The sequence below is a fragment of the Micromonospora sp. WMMA1976 genome (genome assembly GCF_027497335.1).
Lineage (GTDB): Bacteria > Actinomycetota > Actinomycetes > Mycobacteriales > Micromonosporaceae > Micromonospora > Micromonospora aurantiaca.
In genome coordinates this window covers 309,158-323,150 of the sequence record NZ_CP114912.1, presented here as the reverse complement: position 1 = coordinate 323,150, position 13,993 = coordinate 309,158, and the positions used below count along the sequence as shown (strand labels likewise).

The 13,993-nt window shown below is 66.8% G+C and carries 14 protein-coding genes, 1 tRNA gene and 2 pseudogenes; 6 read left to right on the top strand and 11 right to left on the bottom strand.

Going from position 1 to position 13,993, the window contains the following annotated elements; all coding sequences use genetic code 11:
* The first annotated feature begins 201 nt into the window (after positions 1-201).
* From O7546_RS01580 to O7546_RS01570, 3 genes are all read left to right on the top strand, one after another.
* Positions 202-375: a hypothetical protein gene (locus O7546_RS01580; protein ID WP_013283846.1), complete on the top strand. Its 174-nt coding sequence runs from the start codon at positions 202-204 to the stop codon at positions 373-375.
* 74 nt (positions 376-449) lie between these two features.
* Positions 450-1,112 (top strand): DUF6882 domain-containing protein, encoded by a 663-nt coding sequence (locus tag O7546_RS01575; protein ID WP_194798756.1) that lies wholly within the window; start codon positions 450-452, stop codon positions 1,110-1,112.
* A 639-nt stretch (positions 1,113-1,751) separates the two neighbouring features.
* Positions 1,752-2,141, top strand: a complete 390-nt coding sequence (locus O7546_RS01570) for a hypothetical protein (RefSeq protein ID WP_194798758.1) — start codon at positions 1,752-1,754, stop codon at positions 2,139-2,141.
* A gap of 336 nt (positions 2,142-2,477) precedes the next feature.
* On the opposite strand, the gene O7546_RS01565 is transcribed toward O7546_RS01570, so the two are convergent.
* Positions 2,478-3,170, bottom strand: coding sequence for a hypothetical protein (locus O7546_RS01565; RefSeq protein WP_194798759.1), 693 nt, complete (start codon positions 3,168-3,170; stop codon positions 2,478-2,480).
* 191 nt (positions 3,171-3,361) lie between these two features.
* Here O7546_RS01565 and O7546_RS01560 point away from each other — a divergent pair.
* Positions 3,362-3,571 (top strand): annotated as a pseudogene (locus O7546_RS01560) (hypothetical protein); the annotation flags it as partial.
* 187 nt (positions 3,572-3,758) lie between these two features.
* Here the strand turns inward: O7546_RS01560 and O7546_RS01555 are convergent.
* Positions 3,759-3,831, bottom strand: a tRNA-Arg gene (locus O7546_RS01555).
* A 218-nt stretch (positions 3,832-4,049) separates the two neighbouring features.
* Between O7546_RS01555 and O7546_RS30710 the strand changes: the two are divergent.
* Positions 4,050-4,595 (top strand): annotated as a pseudogene (locus O7546_RS30710) (hypothetical protein).
* 350 nt (positions 4,596-4,945) lie between these two features.
* Here the strand turns inward: O7546_RS30710 and O7546_RS01550 are convergent.
* From O7546_RS01550 to O7546_RS01530, 5 genes are all read right to left on the bottom strand, one after another.
* Positions 4,946-6,385, bottom strand: coding sequence for an alpha/beta hydrolase (locus tag O7546_RS01550; protein WP_194798760.1), 1,440 nt, complete (start codon positions 6,383-6,385; stop codon positions 4,946-4,948).
* Between the two features lie 340 nt (positions 6,386-6,725).
* On the bottom strand, positions 6,726-7,967 hold the full coding sequence (locus O7546_RS01545) for a hypothetical protein (RefSeq protein ID WP_281600388.1): 1,242 nt from the start codon (positions 7,965-7,967) through the stop codon (positions 6,726-6,728).
* Positions 7,954-8,451 carry a SigE family RNA polymerase sigma factor gene (locus O7546_RS01540; protein ID WP_348651248.1) on the bottom strand — a complete coding sequence of 166 codons (498 nt, stop codon included), beginning with the start codon at positions 8,449-8,451 and terminating at the stop codon, positions 7,954-7,956. The genes O7546_RS01545 and O7546_RS01540 overlap by 14 nt, the downstream gene beginning before the upstream one ends.
* A gap of 134 nt (positions 8,452-8,585) precedes the next feature.
* Entirely contained in the window at positions 8,586-8,948 is a 363-nt protein-coding gene (locus tag O7546_RS01535; RefSeq protein WP_194798762.1) for a hypothetical protein, read from the bottom strand.
* A gap of 129 nt (positions 8,949-9,077) precedes the next feature.
* The gene (locus tag O7546_RS01530; RefSeq protein ID WP_194798763.1) at positions 9,078-9,593 is read right to left on the bottom strand and encodes a peroxiredoxin; all 516 of its coding nucleotides are present in this window, start codon (positions 9,591-9,593) and stop codon (positions 9,078-9,080) included.
* Between the two features lie 370 nt (positions 9,594-9,963).
* Here O7546_RS01530 and tmk point away from each other — a divergent pair, with 370 nt between their 5' ends.
* Positions 9,964-10,587: a dTMP kinase gene (gene tmk, locus O7546_RS01525; RefSeq protein WP_194798764.1), complete on the top strand. Its 624-nt coding sequence runs from the start codon at positions 9,964-9,966 to the stop codon at positions 10,585-10,587.
* An 18-nt stretch (positions 10,588-10,605) separates the two neighbouring features.
* Here the strand turns inward: tmk and O7546_RS01520 are convergent, their stop codons facing one another.
* From O7546_RS01520 to O7546_RS01505, 4 genes are read right to left on the bottom strand one after another with little or no spacing between them, the layout of a single operon-like run.
* Entirely contained in the window at positions 10,606-10,911 is a 306-nt protein-coding gene (locus O7546_RS01520) for a PqqD family protein (protein WP_194798765.1), read from the bottom strand.
* On the bottom strand, positions 10,895-11,698 hold the full coding sequence (locus O7546_RS01515) for a hypothetical protein (RefSeq protein ID WP_269696065.1): 804 nt from the start codon (positions 11,696-11,698) through the stop codon (positions 10,895-10,897). Before O7546_RS01515 ends, O7546_RS01520 begins: the two co-directional genes overlap by 17 nt.
* A 25-nt stretch (positions 11,699-11,723) precedes the next feature.
* On the bottom strand, positions 11,724-12,728 hold the full coding sequence (locus O7546_RS01510; protein ID WP_194798767.1) for a diiron oxygenase: 1,005 nt from the start codon (positions 12,726-12,728) through the stop codon (positions 11,724-11,726).
* 1 nt (position 12,729) lies between these two features.
* Positions 12,730-13,983, bottom strand: a complete 1,254-nt coding sequence (locus tag O7546_RS01505; protein WP_194798768.1) for an MFS transporter — start codon at positions 13,981-13,983, stop codon at positions 12,730-12,732.
* Positions 13,984-13,993: the final 10 nt, after the last annotated feature.

Below are 13,993 nucleotides of genomic sequence, written 5' to 3'. Positions count from 1 at the left end.
AAGAGATGGCACCGAAATTTTCTCGATGCGATGCATCTGCTTGTCAGGTACCCGACAGTGAATTGCCCACTCTTGTGCTAGCTGGCCGCCGGGAGGATGCTCGAACCGTCGAACGGCACTGCGTCGCCTCACACAGAGGGCGGCGCCCGGCTGCCACCGGACGCCGCATTCGACTCCACCGCTGCAACGGAAGGAGTCACGTTGACTGTAATCCCTCACGGGTCAGACTTCGAGACACCAGAGGACGAGGACGAAACCGTTGCCGAGCCGACCGACCGGCACCGGCTCATCCTGGCGTACATCAAGACGCTCAGTCCGATCATCGCCGCCGTCGTCGCCTGCATCGGGACACTGGTGGCAGCGCTGGTCCGCTGACCCGCCGGCCCCGCGCTCCGGCTCCGGCCGGACGCGGGGCCGTCCCGCGCTGAAAGGTCTGGCACACTGCGGCGATGCCGACGTTTGATCGACTCTTCGCCGAACATGTCGGCACCGGCCTGGCCCGCCAGATGGCGCTGGCCGACCTGCTCGGCGAGCGCGACTGGCAGCTCGACGTGCCCGACGGCGTCGCGACGTTCGGAACCGACCTGCGGTACCGCGTCCAGCTCCTCGGCACCGAGAGCCACAACGACGGCACCTGGCTGTGGGCCTGGGCCAACGAGGCCAGCAACCTCCCGCCGTCGGTACTGCATCTGGCCGGCTGGCTTCGCGAGTACGGGCACCGCCAAGGGGTCGCCGAACTCACCGAACCCACGTTCCCGCTCCAGCGCGCCGACGGACACCGCCTCGCCATGCTGGCGTCCGGCCTCACCGGCCACTGCTACTACCGCGGGCCGTACGACGGCGGCGCCGTCTTCTTCCACCTCGACGACGCGCCGCCGCAGATCACCGCGCCGGTCCGGCCGGAGCGGGTGCTGACCGTCCTGACCCAGGTCCTACAGTCCTTCCCGGTGGAGCACCGCGTCGCCGTCGAGTCGTTCCTGCACCAGCAGGGGTGGCGGCTGGATCGGGCGCCGATGTCGGTGACGGCGCAGGAGCGGGGTGGGTCGGTTCTGCGTGTCGACTTCGATGCGATGGGCCGGGTCAGCAACATGTCGGGAACGGTCAGCCCGTAGGCCAATCCGGTGCCGGGCAATGACCTCGCTTCACCTGTGCCGTCATGCGGGCTCCCAGTCCCGGCTCGGCTGTACGGACGGCCGCACTTGCCTCCCGTTGGTTTGACGCGCACAGCGCTGAGGCATTCCAATGTGCTGCCGCGCCACAGGGAAGGGAGCGGAACCCCATGCCGCGGATCATTGTTCGTCGCGCCCTGGACACCGGTGGCCTCTGCGCCGTATTGCGATCGAGATCGATGGGAAGGTAGTGGCACGCTTGAACCGTGGAGCCGTCCAGAGCGTCGACGTAACGCCAGGCCAGCACGTGGTACGGGCTCATCTGGACTGGCAGAGCAGCGCGCCGGTCGAGTTGCACCTCGCCGACACGGAGACAATCGCCCTGGAAACGGCCCTAGCCGAACGATCGATGAGGTTCACGGCGACCGTCCTACAGCCTGGGAGCGGGCTCGATCTACAGGCGGTATGACCGACGCTTTACGAGATCCCCCGAGACCCGACATCGCCGGCAGTCCGATGTGTCCCGCCACGGGAGATGCTTGACGCTCGCGTCCCACCTGATGTCCGACATGATCCTCAGGCGCTCACGGAGACCTTCACGGTGGGCGACGGAAGGGCCGCGCGGTGAGACACAATGCGCCGATGGATGATCACCAACGCTGCCGTCTCTCCGTCAGCGATGACGAGCTGGAGCTTGCCGGTCCGCCGGCTGCGCTCCGCGCCCTCAGCCGCCTGCTACGCCATCATGCTGAGCCCTTTGAGGTGGCGGTCACCGACGGGGCCGTCAGTCAAGAGGCGACCGCGGGTCCGCTGCTTGTCAGTCTGCAAGGCGGGACAACGGTGCATTTCTCCGGCGGGCGTGAGTATCTCGACATCATCTGGGACGCGCTCGATGGTGTGGCTGAGCAAGCCGAGACCGCCGATGACCGGACAGTCCACCGGCATCAGCACATCGAGTACCTTCCTGGCGACGACTTCCGGTCGCCGGACTCAGTCCCGTTGGTCATCGTGTCCGACTGGCCAGAAGCGTAGGTGCGCGACCGCGCGGTGGGCACTGACAGCAACCAGGGCAACTGAGCAACCAAGGCCGACTGTCGCGCATGTGCTGGGACGGATCCGTCAAGCATGAGGTGGGACTCGGCACACCGGCAGTCCGATGTCGGGCTCCACTTGATGCGTGACACATCGGCTCCACTCGACTACTTACAGGTTCCCGCGCGGCGGACTGCCGCTGTTACACAGAGTTACTAGTCAGCCGGTCGCTGGGCGGACTCGACGGCCCACCAGAGGCGTGCGGTCAACGGCGGTGAGGCAGACGAGGTTGGCGGCAGTATGCCGTTGAACCAAGCGAGTGCTGTCGCCGACTCATCAGATCTGGCCGTTCCGGCTCCAGATCATGACGCCGGTGGGTCGCGGTTGACGATCGGTCCATCCGTGGAACAGGCGGATTGCGAGATGGTCGGAGCACCACCATTGATCATGTGGTCCCGATGCCTCAGGGACGGGTGGCAGTGCGGCGAGGATCTCGCCAAGGTGTGCATTGGTGATGTCGTTGGGGACCCACGCCTCCAGCGAGCTGGGTGGCACAGGCTCCCAGTCGTGCAGCTCGTCCATGAGCGCGTGTCCCTCGATCAGGTGATTGATCGAGGGACAGACCTCCAGGAAGGGACCGCCCACGCTCACCCCGAATCGGCCGTCAGTGTGCGCCAGGTAGAGCACGGGTGACGACACGCGCTCGCCGTACCACGCAAATGACCACCCCATGCTCTCTGCCCGAACCATGTCGAGCAGGTCGAATTGCCAGCAGCGGAGGGTGTCGCGGCGCTCGTCGCCGATGCGGACGCTGCGGCGAACGTCGTAGCGCAACCCGCCGAAGCGGGCGGCGAAGCCTTCCCGCCTGACGGTCAACTCAAGGGGCGCCGCAATCAGCCATCCCGACCGGGCCGGCACTTGCACAAAGTCGGTCAGCAGTCGAGGCTGCTCCGGCTGCCGGGTCCCGGCACGGCACAGGAACGCCTGAGCTCTCGGTGACAGACCTTCGGGGTCGTCGAGCACGTGCACATGAACTTCCCAGCAGCCTAGTGCTCCGTTCCCGCGAGCTTAGGACACACGCGTCAACGATTGCCAGTGAGCATGGTCGCCAAGGACGGCCGGCTGTTCCAGAGCGAGCGGGGCAACGTGGTTGCGGCCTCGACGTACTCCCGCGTCTGGGTGAAGGCGCGTCGATTGGCGTTGACCCGCGTCAGGTTGACTCTCCGCTCGCTGGTCGCCCGTATGACCTGCGACACGCTGCCGTGTCGCTGTGGCTCAACGCTGGCGTGCCGGCGACCGAGGTAGCGGAGCGGGCCGGACACTCCGTTGACGTGCTGCTGAAGGTCTACGCCACGTGCATCGACGGCGCGGAGGTCACCGTCAACGACCGGATCGCTGAGGCTCTGACCGGCGTGACGTGGCCCGTATGAGCGCCGTCGTTCCGGATCTTTCCCCGATCACGTCGGCTGACCTGGGCAGATGACTTCAAGGTCATTCCGCACCTGTTCCGCGACCTACGACAAACGGCGGCTTCCGGCGACCTACGCTTGCACACCTGTTCTAATTGAACGGCGTGCGGATTGCCAGCTCAGGCGACGTTCCTGCTGCGTATCGAGGTGCCCCCGGCAGGATTCGAACCTGCGACACACGGTTTAGGAAACCGATGCTCTATCCCCTGAGCTACGAGGGCGCGAGGGACCAGTCTAGCGACCTGAGGGTTCACCTGGGGTGGCAGGGAGTGGCAGGCGTTCACCCACGTCACCCGTACCCCTGTTCGCCCAGCCCAGGAGCACACCCCGAGCGCACGGACCCGGTTTGCGACCGGCGGTCGCCCAGAGTGACCCGCGTTGGCACCGGTTCACCCGGGTTGGCATCGGCTGGAGAGCACACACCGCGCACATCATCGGCGTGGACCGGTTCTCAGAGGATGGGCTGCAGGCGGTCGTCACCAGGTACGAGGCGACGCGGGCGGCTGCGTCGACCGAGCGGGACGAGCAGTTGCGGGCGCTTCACGCGGCCGGGTGGCGGCCGGCGGATCTGCAGCGGGTCACCGGGTACAGCCGGGAGACGATCCGGCAGGCACTCCGACCGGGGGTCCGGCAGGCGGCCAACATCAGCCGGCGCAGGACATCACCCCGGCACCGCCGGCGGACTACCGGCCCTACGGGGATCGGAAGCCCTATGTGGTTGCCGAAACCCTCGCCGCGCTGCACGGCCCGACCGACGGCACGGTGACGCTCCCGCATCACCTCGACTGGTCCAGGGACCGCGCGCCTGTCCAGCATGTACAAGGTGGTCCTCACCGAAGCCAGCACGGTCGAGGACCTGAACACGTGGCTCGATGCTGACCTCCTCCGGCGACTCTGGCCCAGCCTCTGGCTGCCGCCTTAGCTCCGCCAGCGCTGGGAGGACGCCTTTCCCGAACTCGCCACGACCCGCAGCGACGCGGCGTAGCGATGGAACCCCTTCCACGAACCGGCTCGCCCGCGCGGCCGGCAGATCGAACATCAAATGACCGCGTATCGAACCCATCCCGTGCCGCAGATCGAAAGCCAAGGCCAGCGGGGACAGCGGGTCCACACCCGCCTCAAGGTGATCATCCAGCACAGGTACTCCGGCTACATCTACCGCGGCGCGGGCACAAAGTTCGCTGCGGGCACGGCGACCTGGAGGTCGCCGTGCCCGCAGGTCTGCGCGTCGTGGCAGGGATCCACCGCCTAGCCAGCCACGACGTACCAAGGAATCTGCAGACTGCGGAGGCGTTCGGCCAATCGGCGCGGATGTCAAGCCCTCATGCGTCGACATCAGGAGGGCTCACGACCACCAGCCTGAAGCGGACGAGAGATCCGGCCGGACAGGAGATTCGTCTGCTCGTCGAGGGACGGGCGGTCGTCCTCGCCCACCCGCGCCGAACCATCCGTCGGAACCTCGGGGATCGGCGTTCCCTCGCACTCCGCTCCCCGTTTCGGCAGCCTTCCGTTCAGTAGGTAGTCGTCGATGGCGGCGTCGACGCAGGCGTTGGTGCCGTGGACGACGTGGTAGCCGTCGCGCGGAACGCTGAGGAGCCGGTGCCCGAGCAGGTCCGCCATCGCCCGGCCGCCCTCGTACGGTGTTTGCGGGTCGAACTCCTCCTGCACGACCAGCCCTGTCGGGTAGCCGCTGCGGCGCAGCTTCACCAGCGGCTCGACACGCTCCACCGAGCCGAAGGTGCACTCACGCGGAGAAACCGCCGACGCACCCCAGCCGTAGGGAAAGTGCTCGGAGAAGTAGCGCATGTCCGCGTAGTACACCTCGAGGTCGGCGGGCCATTCGGCCTCACAGTTGACTGCCTCCCAGACGCCGTTGCTGGTCGGCGGCGGGTCGGCCTGGATCTCCTGCTGAAGAGCCAACGCCCGGCCCAGGTCACCCGGCACGTCCGAGGACGTCTCGACCTGCTGACGCAGCCGGCTCGCCGTCGCTGCGAAGAAGTCCCAGTACGCCACCTCGTTGGTGGCCCCGATGAGGCCGTCGAACTCGGTGCCGTCGTACACGAAATCACCCTGGTCGATCGGGTGTTGCTCCAGCTTCGCCCGGGTCCGTTCGATCGTGGTGCGCACCTGCGACCGGGTGGTGCCCAGCCCGTAGATTCCGTTGCGCTCGGCCACCCACGTCATCCAGGCGTCGGCGGTCCTGCGTTGGGCGATTGCCTGTTGCTTCCACGCCTCCCGCCATATCCATTGCGGGTGGATCGCGGAGTCCAGGACGTTGCGGTTCAGTCGCTTCGGAAAAAGCGTGCCGTAGACGGCCGTCACGTACGTGCCGTAGGACTTCCCCATCAGGTTCAGCTGACGCTCACCCAGGGCCGCGCGGACGATGTCGAGATCTCTGGCGTTGTTGGCGGTGGTGAAGTAGGGACGCCGGGCACCGTCCGCGCGTTCGCATTGCTGATCACGCCTGCGGAACTCCTCGGTGTACGCCCGCATCTGCGCGTCGGTGAAGCGAGTCCTGCCGGACAACTGCACGCTCGTGCCCTCGCACAGCAGAGGCTGCGACTGCCCGACGCCGCGCGGGTTGTAACCGATGATGTCGTATCGCGCCGACAGCGCCTCGTACGCCGGATCCTCCGACGCGTAGATTCCCTGCCCGCCCGGCCCGCCGGGGACCTCGACCAGTACGCCGAGCCGGTTCGGCTGATCGCTCGCCAGGCGCCGGGAGAGCTCGACGGTCTCCCGGGGACCGTCCGGCCGCCGGTAGTCCAACGGCACCCGCACAGTCGTGCATTCCACCACCGGGGACGCGCTCTCGGCACGGGGAAGCGCGGACGGCGAAGCAGCCGGTGACCGCCTCGGTGGCACCGGCGGACGGGGGCAGGGTCCCCACTCAGGACGCTGCCCGTAGAACTCCGCCAGTCCGACCGGCACCGCGTCGGACTTCGGCGTGGTGTTCGCCTCGGCGAGAGGCACCACCGCCACGCACAGAGCCGCTGTCGCCGTGGCAATCAGACCGGCCTTTGCTCTCCGTTTCATTCCAAGCCCTCATTCTTTGCGGCAGGAGCCGCTGAAGCGGCCCTGCCGAACAGCACCGTCGTGGTGCCGGCGCTGGCCGTCACGGCCGCAGGGCGGTCGCGGCCGGAGTCCAGGTCGACTCGTCGGTGACGTCGGCGACCGTGATTCCCTCGGCGATCTTCTCCAGTTCGACCCGCGGCGGCGTGTTACCGGCCCTATCGGGGCTGACCTCGACTACAACTGCGCCGTCGGCGCTCCGGAACTGGCACCAGATGTCGACCTGCGGGCCGTCCCACCCAGGCCGGTCGGGTACGTCGTAGCACTTGGTCTCACCGGGCTCCGGCGTCTGGTTCGCGCTGCTACTCGGGATTACGGAGATGTGGAATCCGTCTCTGAGGCCACCCTCGGTCGCCTCGTACGGTGCGGTCAGTCCAGTGGTGGGCGCGGCGGACCTGGTGTACGTCGCGCCGCCGTAGTCGCCGGCGCGGGCCGCGGCAATGCCACCGAGGCCCGCCGTGGCGTGGGTGCCGATCTGCAACGGCACGTAACCGTCCGGCAGGTAGCCCACCGTGAAGGGCAACAGGGCCGGCGTCGGCCTGCTGGGCTTCAGGCCTTCGACCAGGCCGCCCAGCTCCTCGAAGCTCGGCGTGGCCTTGTCGCCGGAGTACGACGTGACAGCAGCCCAGGCGTTGTCGGCGTACTCCCAGGCGAAGAGCTTGTTGCCGCCATCCACCGGGCGCTGCGGGTCAAGGCCGACCGGCAGCGTCGCCTGCACAGCCCTGCGACCGGCCACGGTGACGTTCGCGCCGTCCTTGATCCTGGCCGGGTCGAAGGCACCGGGCCGGTAGACGGTCAGGTAGGCCCAGAGGGACGGCTTCCCGGCGGCAGCCTTTTTCCTGTTCCGCTCGAATGCGTCGCCCTGTCCCTCCACCTCCTGGGCGGTCATGGGCTTGTCGTTCGAGGTGTGGCCGTCGGAGTAGACGGGAGCGATCTGGTACGCGGTGGACGCGACAATCGGGTCCTGCACGTGCAGCGTGCCGGCGTCGTACCCGGTGAAGGTGAAGGTGAACGACGCGGGGTCGGGCCACTCGGCCCCGGCCGGCTTGGACGCCGCCGCGCCGGCCACGAACGGCGCGGCCGGGGGGCTCTGCTGCGCACCCAGGGTCGGTACCACGAACGCACCGGCAACCACGGCCACGACGAGGCCCGCCGCGCCGGCTGACGCGAATCCGGCCCGACGGCGGCGCTGCGCCCGCCGCCCTGCCGTGATGATGTCGTCGACGGTGCGGGACATCGGCGGCTCATCGCCAGTTACCGCGTCCACGAGATCATGCAACCGCATGGGTCCACTCCTTTGTCGATGGTCTGTTGAGATTGGCGCGGTCGTCGCCGAGTGACTCGCGAAGCTTCGCCAGGCCACGGGACACCTGACTCTTGGCCGTGCCCACCGTGCAGTTCAGGACGCTGGCGGTGTCCTCGAGGCTCAGATCCAGGTAGTGCCGGAGCACGACTGCGGCTCGCTGCCGGGGTGGCACCGAGTCGAGCGCCGCCCGCAGGCGCATCCGCTCGTCGGTCGCACCGGCGGGGTCGCGCAGCGCGATGTCCGGCATGGCGTCACCGGCCGACCGCTCGCGCCGCCACGGCCGACGGGTCTCGTCGACCGCAGCCCGGTAGACCATGGTCTTGACGTAGAGATCGGGCCGGTCCAGCTTCCGCCAGCGGGGATAGAGCTTGACCAGAGCATTGGCCACGGCGTCCTCCGCCGCGTGCCAGTCACCGCAGGTCACGTACGCCAGCTTGCGCAGTGACGCCATTTCTGACGTCACGAACTCGCGGAATGCTTGCTCGTCTTCGGCTATCAAGTCCACTGCCTCCTCGTGACGGAGGTAGAACGGAACCGCCCACCCGGAAAGTTGCACCGCTCGAAGAAGCGGGCGGATCGACAGGATGATCGAGCGGGTTAGGGACAGCGCCTCGGCGTGAGGGTGGGGTTGGGATCGGTGTTGACCCGTAGCCGCACCGCAATGACCGGCCCGCGCGGGACGTGCCCCAACCGGACCGCCAGGCAGGTGACCTGCGCGGGCGCGACCACCAGGCTACGCAGGAAGCGCGCCGGGATCCGGGCCCGCGGGACCGGCTGGATCCACCTGCCGAAACGCCACCGGACGCGGCGGGTCAGCGGCGCGTTCAGGTGGCTGCTCACTGCGTACACCCGGAAACGCGGCCTCGACACGCGGGGCACGGCGCAGGAGATGTCGGCGGCGTCGGTGCTGAGGTCGAAGAGTGGCCCGGCCAGCGCCGTCAGCCCCAGGATGAGCGCCACCACGGCGCGGTGGAGCCGGCCGTCAGCCGGGCAGCGCCGCGCCGGCGGACTCGGGCCGGGAAGCCGGAAGACGGCAGCAATGCCGGCCCGGCTGACGGCGGGGCACGAAGAGATGAGTCGTCGTTGGCGTCATCGACCCCGGATCCACTGCAGTACGTCATGCGGGTGACTGCCCGGGTCCTCGATAGGGTGGAACACCTGCGCGATCCTGCCCTCCTCAACGACCAGGGTCTGCCGGCGGAGCATGGTACTTCCGGCCACGGTGAAGGTGGGTAGACGCAGGGCCCGGGTGAATTCCAGATCCTCGTCACTCACCAACGGAAACGGCAGACCAAGCCGCGCCACGGCCGCCTGCTGCTCCTCCCGGGACTGGGTCGAGACGCCGATGATCTCCGCGTCCAACGCGGCGAAGTCGCGGTCGAGGTCGCGAAATCGACAGGACTCGGCGGTGCAGCCGACGGCACCGGGGATCGTGGCCCAGGACTCGGGCATCTGGACGTCCGGCGAACTGATCCTGGGATAGCCATACAGCACGAGGTAGCGACTGCCGTTCGGCGCCCGGTCGATGGCCAGCCGGCCGCCGCTGGTTGCCCGCAAGGATAGGCCGGGTAGCACGGTACCGACCCTCGGGACGCTCTCGGTCACGTCTTCCTGCTCCAATGCTCGGCCTCCGGGCTGTCGCTACCGCTCGTCGACGCGCCGGTGCGCTTGGAGACCGCGCAGCGGCACCTTCAGGTTCGCCGTGTACACGTTCCTCATCCGCAGGCCGGACACGATGGAGGTGCGGCCGATCCTACGGAAGCGCCGACGATCGAGTCGACCGCACCGCCGCCCTTCCCAGCCTTGCCGGAACCATCGTAGTCGATATGGCGTGATTCTCACCACAGGTCGACACTTCGACCTATATTGACATCCTTTGTTCGCATCCTTACACTTCAGAGAATGCTCTCTTGATACCTGAAAAGCCCTTTTGAAGCAGTGCGATCATCGGTACGGAATAGGCGAGGAGCCTAACATGACCTGGTCGAATCTCGGATTCTTCGTGGCCGTCTGCGGCATCGACGGCAGCGGCAAGACAACTCAGGTGGGGTTCCTGGAGAGCAAGCTCGCGGAACGGGGAGAAGTCGTACGGACCCGGCAACCGACAGATCTATATCGTCAGGACCCCGTGGTGCGCACGGTCCTCGACATGGAGCAGGATGATGAGTCCGTGCTGCCCGAGATCGGCCTGCTGGCAGCCTTCGACCGCTATCGACACGTGCGCGAGGTGGTGAAGCCCGCGTTGCGCGCCGGAAAGGCGGTGGTCACGGATCGGTACGTCTACACCGGGTTCGCCTACATGATGGCTCGCGGGATGACCGTCGAATGGTTGACCACGATCTATCAATATCTTCCCGCGCCAGACCTCACCATCTTCCTCGACGTGCCCCCGGAACTGGCGATCGAGCGAATCATCATGCGCGACGGCTCTTCCAAGAAGCGGGAGGAACTCGATCTCGATCGGATGCGTGCCGTTCGCGACAACTTTCTCACTCATCCGTGGGGCGATGTCAATTATCACGTATTGGACGGTACGGCCCCACAGGAAGAGGTTCGTGCCCGAATCAATAAACTGGTCGATGCCTTCGACCCCAGATAGGAGTCGAAGGCGTCCTCATCAACTCAAGTACTCCACGACCCCCGCATGCACGAGCTCGTCGATCAGCTCGACGACATCGTCCACGATCTCCTCGGCAGGGATCTCGAAATCCGCGGCCACGAGATCACTTATTCGGTCCAGACTGCGCGATCCGTCGATGCCACGGAAAATGACCTCGGCAGTGTACGAAAGGGTCAGCGGCTCGCGGCCGTGGGCCTTCTCATGGTCCGGGCCGGCAACGATCAGCTCACCGCCGACACGGCGGAGACGCGCGTCAAGCCGCACGGAGGGAACTGCGGACGTCACGTCAACGCGGCGCGTCATTGATATTTACCTCCATGGCGATCCGCTGACACAGGCGTATCACGCTGATGATCCAGGGCTTTGGTGAACGCTCGTCGAGGTCACGCATCGTCTCGATCGCCCAGTACTCGTCGAAAGTCAGCACACTCTGGTCAGCGTTGCGAAAGCGGTTCGGACGCCACTTCGGCCTACGCCCCGGTTCGCCGTGTGCCGTCAGCAGGGCTTCGATCGACATCTCAAATGCCGTCCGCACCGCAAGAATAGCGTTGTGTACGTCATCCGCGGCCATCTGCCCCACCGCGTCCTCGATGAACGTATCCGACGTCTGCAGCGCGTGAGTGACGAGAATAGGAATCATCGCCGACTCCCGCAGTGGCTCCAAGACGTTCCGGTCGTACCACTCCTGACCGGATATGGGCAGTGCGTGCAACAGCCTTTCGATCAGGTCACGCTGCCGCATGTCCACGTTGGCGCCGCCGGTGTCCCCGGCCTCGTAACGACTCCAGGAGAACCGGTCGATGATCTGGCGGATCTGGCTCGTCCGCCAGTACTTCAAGTCCCATTGCACGCCGTCCACGACAAGGGCGTCAACCCCCATCTCGGCGACATCCAAGTCGACGGCCTCGCTACTGGCACCCAGTGCCGAGGGTTGATCGGGCATGATCACGTAAAGGTCGACGTCACTCGTGGCGTTACCCCATCCACGCGCCAAAGAGCCTGCGGCGAAAGCGCAGAGATGCGAATCCGGCAACAATCCGCGCTCGTGCAGGACAGCAAGGCCCTTTGACAGATCCACCTGCACGGTCATCGCTCCCCAATGAATGTCTGTGGCGTCACGGCAGCATACCTGCTTCCATAAAGGACTCACGCGTCCGCTGATCGTCCAACGCACCGACCTCAGTCAGGTAGCGCACCGTCGACATGGCAGCCGCCGCGATACGCCGGTTGGTCTCTGCAGCATCATGGGTTTCCATGATCACCGTTGTCGCCTCCGCGGTCGTCAGGCCGACGCCGACCAGCATGCGCAGTCCCGCGCCGTTGTCCGGGGCCAGAAAGGTCCTGATCAGCTCTGGAAACCACGGCCCGATCAGCTGTCGGTCCCTGCGGTCCAGGGCGCCCCAGAAGTAGGTCAACAACTTCCGGAAATAGGCATGGTGCCGTCCCTCGTCGAGAGCGTGGTCCTGGACGAGATCGCGTACCGCCCTCGGCAGCCTGGTATCTCTGGGCAGGTCCGCCAGGATGGTGGAGATCAGGGTCTCACTGACGATTGAGAACGCCAGGTCGACGTATCCCGCGGCCTGCGCGCCGAGCTCGTGGCGGATTTCGTCGAGCCTGGTGACGAAATAGGGATCCGCCGGGACGATGCTGGGCAGCTCGAGCGCCCTCTCGATCTGATGTGTCAGATCGTCCGAGAACTGGGCGTGCCAGGCCTCGTCGGTGGTGATCGCGAACGCGTCGGCCTTCATGCGATCCGGCAGCACGAGGCCGCTCCGGTTGCGCGCGATCATGGAGGTCACCGGGATGACCGCGACCGACTCCAATTCGGTGGTGAAGTGCAGGTACTGATAAAGACGCTGTACGAGCAGCGCGGAGGCCACCTCCGGGCCCCGGGCGGTGACAAGAGGGTGACTCGCGCTCGGCACGAGCTCCGGCGGGAAGAACAGGGAGCCGTCGACGTCCTCGCCGAGCAGCCGGCGGGGACCGTTGCGAACGCTGGCCTTGGCATCCCAACTGTTGAACGGGCTCCGATACACCGGTTCGTCCCGCACCGCGGCCGCGATCTCGGCGATCCTCGCCTCCATGCTGGCAACCCCGCCATACGACACCGCCTCGGCCATGTCAGTGCCCACCAACCACGACGTCCTGGCCGACCTTGGTCTCCGGACGTGGGCCCAAGTCCCGTACCTGCCGAATCGCCAGGACGCCGAAGCTGGCCACGAGGATGGCCACGCCGGCGCCCAGGAGGCTCGGCCGCTCGCCGACGACCTCCGCCACCGGACCCGCCACGGCCATACCCACCGGGATGAGCGCTACCGAGACCATCCAGTCGTAGGAGAAGACACGTGAAATCTCGCTCGACGGGATGTGTTGCTGCAACGTCGTGCTCCAGATGGAACCAAGGCCCAGCACGAGCGACATGAGGCCCGCCGCCACCGCGACGACCAGCACGGGTGCGCCGACGGCGATCATGATCAGCGGTAGCGCCCCGAGCGAGTTCGCCAGATTGCTGACCACGAGCGGTCGCCGCGGTCGAATGTTCAAGCCGATGAGCGCGCCCGCCAGAGCACCGATCGCCCCGCCCTGGACGATGGTCGCCCAACCCACTTCACCGCCGTGACCGCTGATGATGACCATCGGTCCCACGACGAAGTAGAAGCATCGCATCAGGTTCCAGATGCAGTACACGATCAGGTTGGCCCACAGCCAGGTGCGGCTACTCACGGCCCGCCAGCCCTGGACCAGATCGCTGACGAACGTCGACGGTTCCCGGGGAACGTGCGGGATGCGCAGCAGCGACAGCAGGCTGAGGTTGACCGCGAACGTCAACGCGTCGAACAGGAGGGCCCATCCGGCCCCGACGGTCACGACCAGGGTCGTCCCGATGACGGGGCCCAGCATGAAGGCCGAACGTCTCGCCAGACTCGCCAGAGCGTTCGCCTGCTGCAGGTATTCGCGATCCACCGTCGCCGGCACAATGCCGCTGGCCGCAGGCAGATACACGCCCAGCGCGCCACCGGCGAGCGCCGAGGCCACCGCGATGTGCGCGATGTTCGGACGGCCGGAGAACAGCTCGACCGCCACGATCACCTGCGCCACGGCCCGCAGCGCGTCAGCCACCATCATGATCTTCTGGCGGGGCAGCCGGTCGGCCCACACGCCACCGATCAGGGTCATCGAGAGTTCGGCCAGCGCCGCGGCGCCGAGCACGATACCGAGATCGGCTGCGGAACCGGTCGCGCTGATGATCCCGAGGGTTAGAGCGATCGCGCTCACCGCATTGCCCAGCTGGGACACCGAGAGCCCGGTCCAGTAAAGCCGGAAACGCCGGTCCCGCAGGGGGGCGAACGTCCTGCGCGCCCAGCTGCTGTCCATCGTGGAATCG

What these genes read in the sequence shown, in the direction of transcription:
- O7546_RS01575 (WP_194798756.1), top strand. Translation starts at nt 450, where the DNA reads ATGCCGACGTTTGATCGACTCTTCGCCGAACATGTCGGCACCGGCCTG.
- O7546_RS01570 (WP_194798758.1), top strand. Translation starts at nt 1,752, where the DNA reads ATGGATGATCACCAACGCTGCCGTCTCTCCGTCAGCGATGACGAGCTG.
- O7546_RS01545 (WP_281600388.1), bottom strand. Translation starts at nt 7,967, where the DNA reads ATGCGGTTGCATGATCTCGTGGACGCGGTAACTGGCGATGAGCCGCCG.
- tmk (WP_194798764.1), top strand. Translation starts at nt 9,964, where the DNA reads ATGACCTGGTCGAATCTCGGATTCTTCGTGGCCGTCTGCGGCATCGAC.
- O7546_RS01520 (WP_194798765.1), bottom strand. Translation starts at nt 10,911, where the DNA reads ATGACGCGCCGCGTTGACGTGACGTCCGCAGTTCCCTCCGTGCGGCTT.
- O7546_RS01515 (WP_269696065.1), bottom strand. Translation starts at nt 11,698, where the DNA reads ATGACCGTGCAGGTGGATCTGTCAAAGGGCCTTGCTGTCCTGCACGAG.
- O7546_RS01510 (WP_194798767.1), bottom strand. Translation starts at nt 12,728, where the DNA reads ATGGCCGAGGCGGTGTCGTATGGCGGGGTTGCCAGCATGGAGGCGAGG.
- O7546_RS01505 (WP_194798768.1), bottom strand. Translation starts at nt 13,983, where the DNA reads ATGGACAGCAGCTGGGCGCGCAGGACGTTCGCCCCCCTGCGGGACCGG.